Raw genomic sequence first — 7,537 nt, 5'->3', positions numbered from 1 at the left:
GGTTGTTAATGACTTTTGCTTACTACCCAACGATCCGCTTTTATAAATGTTCTCCCTGGTTCGCATTTAGTTTACCTGCGATCGCTTTTCTCTATACCTTAATGACTCTAGATTCAGCACTCCGTCATTGGCAAGGGCGCGGCGGCGCTTGGAAAGGAAGAATTTATCACAGCCCAGGTAATTTATAGTTATAATAAAATTGAATTTCAAAGTCGCTAGTGCTAATCTAAAATTAAAGTAAGCCTAAAGTGGTTGATTAAAAGAGTTATGACAACCGCAACACCAACAATTAATCCTGTTACTGTTCCCAAAAAGCTGCCTTTTCTAGAGTCAATTTGTTGGCAGACCGCCGATGTATATCGCTTTACTTCAGAACAAATGCTGAGTCGCTATGAACGTGGTTGGCAATATCACAATCTATTCAATAATCTTGAGGGTGAAGAACTTAATTTTCTTCAGGAACTTGCCAGACGCTATAAATCCTGGTTGCAAGTTTCTTTATGACCTTCAGGTTAGAACACCATAATCAAATTCTCACAGTTCTTGAATCCTTAGATTCCGATATACTTAGCAAGGGTTCTGCTTACTTCGGTGGCGGAACCCTTCTGGCATTTGAGTTTGAAGAATATCGCTGGAGTAAGGACGTTGATTTTATCGCTTCTGTTGGTACAGAAGGTTACAAATACTTGCGTACAGTGGTATTTGATGGTGGGCATGAAGCATTATTTCGGGATTTAAGTAAAATTCAAGTTGGACGTAGCACAACTGACCAATATGGAATTCGGATGATAGTTTTTGTAGATGATGTGCCGATTAAAACGGAAATTATTGCCGAAACTCGTTTTCAACTAGATCCACCAAGATATCCCAAATGGTCACTTGTTCCCTGCTTAAGCTTCAATGACTGTTTTACCTCTAAGCTGCTGTCAAATTCTGACCGTTACGCAGATGATAGCGTTGAGGCAAGAGATTTAATTGATTTAGCAATTCTCAGGCTGCGATCGCCAATCCCTCAAGTATCAATTGAGAAGGCTGAAAAAGCATATCAGGTTATGCGCCCTTTGAAAAGAGCGATCGAACTCTTTCAGGCAAGACCAGATTACAGGGAGAAATGCTTTCTCAGTCTGCAAGTCGATCAAGCTCAGATACCTAAAATCATCGACGGTATTGATTTACTATCTATAGATTTAGGTTTGTCTAACACTTCAAGGGCATTTCGAGAACAACATGATATCTTGGCTGATTTAGAAACACAAATTAAAAAACGAGAAGATTCGTGAAATACAACAACTTGAGGCGAGACAACGTATGAAATATGTAACTACTTTCGAGCGCGATGCAAGGCTGCAAGAAGCGTTATTATTGGTAACACGGCAACTAAATCGTCGTTTAGCTAATATTGATAACGCATTACTCGACCGTGTACGTTCTTTATCTATTGAAGAACTGGAAGGATTAGCTGAAGCATTGCTTGATTTTACCTCAATTACTGATTTAACTAATTGGTTATCAGTAAGGCAACAAAATTTACAACCCTAAATAGCAGTAGAGATCACCAGCCTTGTCCCTTACCCCTAATGGAGGCTGCCTCTCTACTACTGGCGGGTTCAACAGGCAATGGTTGAGCGGCTTTCAATACCGCATCCAGCAACCCTGGAAACAGCACCTCTAAATCTTCACGCCGCAGTATATTAATATGGTGTGTCCCTTCTTTGCGTGTCAAGACTATCCCTGACTCCCGCAAAATCTTAAAATGGTTGGACATGGTAGACTTAGCGATCGCAAAATCAAATTTAGCACAGCATTGCTCCCCCTCAGTCGCCAACAGCCGCACAATCTCTAGCCGCACCGGATCGCCCAATGCATACAATACGCCCGGTAAAGAAATATTTTTTCGATCTGGATGATAAAGAAATCTCATAGTTGCATTATCTCATCAGGTGGCATATATTTTTATTATTCGATATTATCGAATTATAGAATTAATTAGGAAGGCAATTTATGTCATCCATTACAAACGTTACAGAAGCCACATTCAAGCAAGAAGTCTTGGAAAGTGAAATTCCGGTATTAGTGGACTTTTGGGCCCCGTGGTGCGGCCCTTGCCGGATGGTCGGCCCAGTCGTCGATGAAGTTGCTGCTGAATTTGAAGGCCAGGTGAAATTTGTCAAGCTGAACACAGATCAAAATCCGACCGTCGCCAGCCATTATGGGATTCGCAGCATTCCGACATTGATGGTTTTTAAAGGAGGTCGCCAGGTCGATACTGTTGTAGGAGCAGTGCCAAAAACCACCTTGAATAAGACCTTAGCACAGCATCTTTAATCTAGATACTATTGTGAGATGCATTTAGTTTACAGTCTTCTCTAGAGGGAGCCAGGAGTCAAAATACATAAGACTCCTGACTCCTGACTTCTGACTCCTGAATTCTGTTTCAACTAACGGGGAAAGAGCGAAATGGACTTGAAATTGCATGGTAAATCCGCGCTAGTGAGTGGCTCAACCGCAGGTATTGGAATGGCCGTCGCTCTTGGGCTAGCTCAAGAGGGTGCATCAGTGATTGTCAACGGTCGGTCTGAAGAAAGAGTAGCTCAAGCGATCGCCAAAATTAAGCATTCTACACCCGACGCGAAAGTTTCTGGTGTTGTAGCCGACGCAGCCACTGCATCAGGGATAGAGAAACTCATTCAAGAGGTTCCTCATGTTGATATACTCATAAACAATGTGGGTATTTATGAGCCAAAAACCTTCTTTGATATTACCGATCAAGACTGGTTAAAGATATTTGAAGTTAACGTCCTCAGTGGAGTCCGTTTAAGTCGGCAATATCTGCAAAAGCAGCTAGAGCAAAACTGGGGGCGGATAATTTTTATCTCCAGCGAGTCTGGTATTCAGATCCCAGTGGAAATGATTCACTACGGCACAACTAAAACAGCGCAACTTGCCATTGCCAGAGGTCTAGCAGAAATGACTGTGGGGACTGGAGTTACAGTAAACTCTGTCTTACCAGGGCCAACTCGTTCAGAAGGAGTTGAAGACTTTATCACCAACCTGGCACAGGAACGCGGTATTACTCGCGCTGAGGTTGAGAGTGAGTTTTTTCAGAATGTGCGTCCAACTTCCTTAATCAAACGCTTTGCAACAAATGAAGAAGTAGCAGCGATCGTAGTTTATCTTTCTAGTCCCTTAGCATCAGCAACTAATGGTGCAGCTTTGCGGGTAGATGGTGGCGTTATTCGGTCGATTGTTTAATGTGGCTGGTGGGGGCTGGGGAGACAAGGGAGACAAGGGGACAAGGGAGACAAGGGGGAATTATTTAATAAGTCTCTCCCTTGTCTCCCCCCTCTTCCTTGTCTACCTTGTCTCTTCTCCATGCCCAATGACAAATGACAAAAATAATTTGGAGATATAACCAATGACAGATGATATCAACTTGTTTTCTACTTACCAGTTAGGAAATCTGGAATTACCTAACCGGATAGTAATGGCTCCCTTAACCCGAAATAGGGCAGGTGAGGGAAACGTACCACACCAACTGAATGCTACTTACTACGTCCAACGTGCTTCCGCCGGACTGATTATTTCTGAAGCAACACAGGTAACTCCTGAAGGACAGGGCTATCCTGCGACACCAGGAATTCATTCATCAGAACAGTTGGAGGGATGGAAGTTAGTAACCGATGCCGTACATCAGCACGGAGGCAGAATTTTTCTGCAACTATGGCACGTAGGCAGGATTTCTCACCCAGACTTCCAACCGCATGGAATTTTACCTGTAGCACCTTCTGCGATCGCTCCTAAAGGTGAAGCTGCAACTTATGAGGGGCTAAAACCCTTTGTAACTCCCCGTGCTTTAGAAACTTCGGAAATACCGCAGGTAGTCGAACAGTACCGCCAGGGAGCAGCAAATGCTCTAGCGGCTGGGTTTGATGGTGTGGAAATTCACTCAGCTAATGGTTATTTAATAGATCAGTTTCTGCGCGATCGCACTAATCAACGTACAGATAAATATGGGGGTTCGGTTGAAAATCGTGTCCGATTCCTGTTGGAGGTGACAGAGGCGGTAACTAGTGTATGGGATTCTAATCGAGTTGGGGTACGTTTATCTCCTAGTGGGACTTTTAATGATATGGGTGATTCCAATCCCTTAGAGACATTTGGTTATGCAGCCCAAGCGTTGAACCAGTTTAATTTGGCATATCTGCATATTTATGAGGCAACGGAGGCAGATATCAGACATGGCGGGATAATTGTACCCACTAGTCATATCCGCGATCGCTTTACAGGTACACTGATCGTCAATGGTGGTTATACCCGTGAAAAAGGCGATGCAGTACTAGCAAACAAAGCCGCAGATTTAGTTGCCTTTGGTACATTATTTATATCAAACCCCGATTTACCCCGACGCTTGGCTTTAAATGCACCACTAAATCAACCAAATCAAGCAAGCTTTTATGGTGGTGGTGAAAAAGGATATACAGATTATCCATTTTTGTCGGCTGCTAACGAGCCAGTAGCTAAGGTGTAATTCGTAATTCGTAATTATGAGTTTACGACTGTATTTTAGTGTGCTGTAGGCAAGTTGTTTGTTCTGAAACAAGGAATAATTTTTATTTTTGTTTCATGAATGAATAAATTCGCTTGTATGCTGATTACGAATTATTCAGCTGTAACCCAATTATTAGGAGAATCTCATGAGTCCGATTACCCAAATTCAACCTTTGGATGTACCTACTGCGATCGCTAAACGTCGTTCCATTAAAAGTTTTAAAACAGACCCCATTGCCCCAGAACTGCTCAAGCAATTGGTAGAATTAACCGTGGCAGCACCCAGCAGTTATAATATTCAGGGTTGGCAAATTATTCTCGTGCAAGATGAGGCGCAAAAAGTAGCCTTATCAGCAGCAGCTTGGAATCAACAGCAAATTGTCCAAGCACCAGTTACCTTTGTGTTTGCTGCCGATGCGAGTGCATCTGAAAAAAACTTGAACCCAATAATTGAACAAGCTCTTGCAACTGGAGCATGGAATGAAGGGACGGCTAATTATTTTAAAACTGCTATCCCGCAATTTCAAGAGACACTAGGAGACAAACAACGGGAGTATGCGATTAAAGATGCGATTATCGCTGCTACCCATTTAGTATTAGCAGCTGAAAGTCTGGGTTTATCTACCTGTTTTATGAATGGTTGGCTTGAAGACAAGGTAAAAGAAGTGATTGGTGCTGGGGATAATCCAGATTTAGCGATCGCTGTTTTAGTACCTGTTGGCTATGCAGCCGAACCACGCTTAAATCCCGGTCGTTTGCCATTCTCTTCTAATGTCTCTGTAGATAGAATCGGTAATCCTTATGCAGGGTAACTTTTCCTAAATTGGGAATGGAGCATTGGGCAATAGTTATTCTCCCCCTGCTCCCCTTACTCCTTGTACTAATCTGTCAAATTCATTCATTTTGACGGTTAGAGAGACGCGATAAATCGCCGTCTCTACAAGGAATTTATTTATCAATTATTTATTGACAGACTACTACTCCCCAGTCCCCAGTCATGTCCCTAGCCTCCTTCTTAGCGCGTCGTTCGTTCCACTATGGGTGGATCGTTGCGGGTTTAACATTCCTAGCCTTGCTCGTGGCAGCCGGAATCCGCTCTGCTCCTGGAGTTTTTATCGTGCCTCTGGAACATGAGTTCGGCTGGAGTAGAGCAACTATATCTTTGGCAATCTCCATTAACTTAGTACTCTACGGATTAATTGGCCCTTTTGCTGCCACAGTTATGGAGCGAATCGGCATTCGTCGGATGATGGTATTTTCACTTGCTGTCATTGCGCTCGGTGTCGGTTTAACCACCTTAATGTCAACTTCCTGGCAATTAGTCTTGCTGTGGGGTGTAGTTGTCGGTTCTGGTAGCGGAGTTATCGCCCTAGTTTTGGGTGCTATTGTTGTCAATCGCTGGTTTTTGTCAAAGCGGGGTCTAGTTCTGGGCATTTTAACCGCCAGTACAGCCACGGGACAACTAGTGTTTCTGCCGATGCTGGCCTCAATCAGCGATCGCTTTGGCTGGCGAACTGCGGCTCTAGCTCTGACTGGTGCAGCACTTCTAATTATTCCAGCGATCGCAGTCTTTATGCGCGATCGTCCGGCGGATGTTGGTTTGCGACCCTTTGGCGACAACAGCGAGACTGTGGAAGTGTTACAGCCCAAAGTCAATTCCATCGCCTCCACTCTTAACGCCCTCTGGCTGGGAATGCGTCATCGAGACTTCTGGCTGTTATTTGGTAGCTTTTTTATCTGTGGTGCAAGCACAAATGGGTTAATTGGAACTCATCTGATACCTGCTTGTATTGACCACAATATACCTGAAGTCAAGGCTGCTGGGCTTTTGGCAATCATGGGACTATTCGATTTTTTTGGAACTACTATGTCCGGTTGGCTATCTGACCGTTGGAACAATCGCTACTTATTGTTTTGGTACTACGGACTACGGGGTTTATCTTTGATTTTCTTACCCTTCAGTTTCAACTTTTCCTTTTATGGACTTTCCATTTTCGCCGTCTTCTATGGACTTGATTGGATTGCAACCGTACCACCGACAGTACGTCTGGTTGCTAACATCTTTGGTAAAGAAAATGTCGGCGTGATGTTCGGTTGGATTGTGGCGGGACACCAGGTTGGTGCAGCCACAGCAGCATTCGGAGCCGGAGTGTTGAGAACTTGGACGGGTAGTTATTCACAAGCGTTTATTTTATCAGGCGTTCTCTGTCTGATTGCCGCAGTTTGTGTACTGCAAATTGGTCAAACTCCGACTAAAAGTAATTATCTTGTAGAAAAGAATTCGTAGAGTGTGCGTAAGGCTTGGAAAAGTAGACGGTGGCGCAGTATCGAACAATTCAAAGCGCATCAGAGAGGCTGGGCGATCGCTGGGATTCTAATCGGAGCGCCTATTAGTATTGTATTGTGGGTCGGCGCGATCGCTTTGCTCAAATCGTCACTGTAAGGCAGTTTTTTAGGCAGATAAATACAAGGGTTCAACAAATGGTTCAAATTCTTCAAGGAAAAGATATCACCCTCGCTCAACTTATTGATGAATTTGGTCTACAACTTGCAGACGACGAAGATTTTTTTTCGGAATGGCGGCATGATTTACCTGAGTTGAGTGACTTAGAAAAGCAATCTCTCAACGAAGTCAAGGCAGAATATTTGCATCTATCGAAATATCCTATTTTAGAACCTGTAGTCAAAATGGTAGTGCTATCTCCACTATTGCGTCTAGCAGGTTTTTATCAACCGCCTTTCTACATCGCGTCGGAACAAGAGGTCAGAATTTCTTCTGAAGACGAAGGCACGATTATCAGAGGACGTATTGACATCTTGGTGTTCCATCCTCCATTTTGGGTTCTCGTTATTGAGGCGAAACGAGCAGATTATTCATTAGTGCCAGCAATTCCCCAAGCATTGGCTTGTATGTTAGCATATGCAACTTCGGCTAAACCTGTTTTTGGGTTTATCACCAATGGTAATGAATTTCAATTTATTAAGTTGA

Annotated in this window: 10 protein-coding genes and 2 pseudogenes; 11 read left to right on the top strand and 1 reads right to left on the bottom strand. The window is 43.6% G+C overall.

The features are described from left to right. The 4 genes and pseudogenes from HWQ37_RS33535 to HWQ37_RS33520 all read left to right on the top strand — a co-directional run. Positions 1-188, top strand: a pseudogene (locus tag HWQ37_RS33535) (glycosyltransferase); the annotation flags it as partial. A gap of 79 nt (positions 189-267) precedes the next feature. Further along, the gene (locus tag HWQ37_RS33530; RefSeq protein ID WP_292755583.1) at positions 268-504 is read left to right on the top strand and encodes a hypothetical protein; all 237 of its coding nucleotides are present in this window, start codon (positions 268-270) and stop codon (positions 502-504) included. Continuing rightward, complete coding sequence (locus HWQ37_RS33525) at positions 501-1,280, top strand: nucleotidyl transferase AbiEii/AbiGii toxin family protein (protein ID WP_292755581.1); 780 nt, start codon at positions 501-503, stop codon at positions 1,278-1,280. Before HWQ37_RS33530 ends, HWQ37_RS33525 begins: the two co-directional genes overlap by 4 nt. Before the next feature lie 28 nt (positions 1,281-1,308). Further along, positions 1,309-1,539: a DUF4351 domain-containing protein gene (locus HWQ37_RS33520; protein ID WP_292755579.1), complete on the top strand. Its 231-nt coding sequence runs from the start codon at positions 1,309-1,311 to the stop codon at positions 1,537-1,539. A 13-nt stretch (positions 1,540-1,552) separates the two neighbouring features. Here the strand turns inward: HWQ37_RS33520 and HWQ37_RS33515 are convergent, their stop codons facing one another. Further along, a complete protein-coding gene (locus tag HWQ37_RS33515) occupies positions 1,553-1,921 on the bottom strand; it encodes an ArsR/SmtB family transcription factor (protein WP_292755577.1) in 369 nt (122 codons plus the stop codon). 80 nt (positions 1,922-2,001) lie between these two features. On the opposite strand from HWQ37_RS33515, the gene trxA reads away from it, so the two are divergent. The 7 genes and pseudogenes from trxA to HWQ37_RS33480 all read left to right on the top strand — a co-directional run. Then, positions 2,002-2,325 carry a thioredoxin gene (gene trxA, locus HWQ37_RS33510; RefSeq protein ID WP_292755575.1) on the top strand — a complete coding sequence of 108 codons (324 nt, stop codon included), beginning with the start codon at positions 2,002-2,004 and terminating at the stop codon, positions 2,323-2,325. Positions 2,326-2,457: 132 nt separating this feature from the next. Next, positions 2,458-3,252 (top strand): SDR family NAD(P)-dependent oxidoreductase, encoded by a 795-nt coding sequence (locus HWQ37_RS33505; RefSeq protein WP_292755574.1) that lies wholly within the window; start codon positions 2,458-2,460, stop codon positions 3,250-3,252. A 163-nt stretch (positions 3,253-3,415) separates the two neighbouring features. Then, positions 3,416-4,528 carry an alkene reductase gene (locus HWQ37_RS33500; protein WP_292755572.1) on the top strand — a complete coding sequence of 371 codons (1,113 nt, stop codon included), beginning with the start codon at positions 3,416-3,418 and terminating at the stop codon, positions 4,526-4,528. A gap of 166 nt (positions 4,529-4,694) precedes the next feature. Continuing rightward, entirely contained in the window at positions 4,695-5,360 is a 666-nt protein-coding gene (locus HWQ37_RS33495) for a nitroreductase family protein (protein WP_292755570.1), read from the top strand. A gap of 185 nt (positions 5,361-5,545) precedes the next feature. After that, complete coding sequence (locus tag HWQ37_RS33490; RefSeq protein WP_292755568.1) at positions 5,546-6,835, top strand: MFS transporter; 1,290 nt, start codon at positions 5,546-5,548, stop codon at positions 6,833-6,835. A gap of 12 nt (positions 6,836-6,847) precedes the next feature. Then, positions 6,848-6,991: pseudogene (locus HWQ37_RS33485) on the top strand (serine/threonine protein kinase); the annotation flags it as partial. Positions 6,992-7,029: 38 nt separating this feature from the next. Then, a partial coding sequence (locus tag HWQ37_RS33480; protein ID WP_292755566.1) for a restriction endonuclease subunit R occupies positions 7,030-7,537 on the top strand: 508 nt, incomplete at its 3' end.

The organism is Nostoc sp. NMS4, from assembly GCF_017115095.1.
Lineage (GTDB): Bacteria > Cyanobacteriota > Cyanobacteriia > Cyanobacteriales > Nostocaceae > Nostoc.
This window is presented reverse-complemented; position numbering and strand designations above follow the sequence as displayed.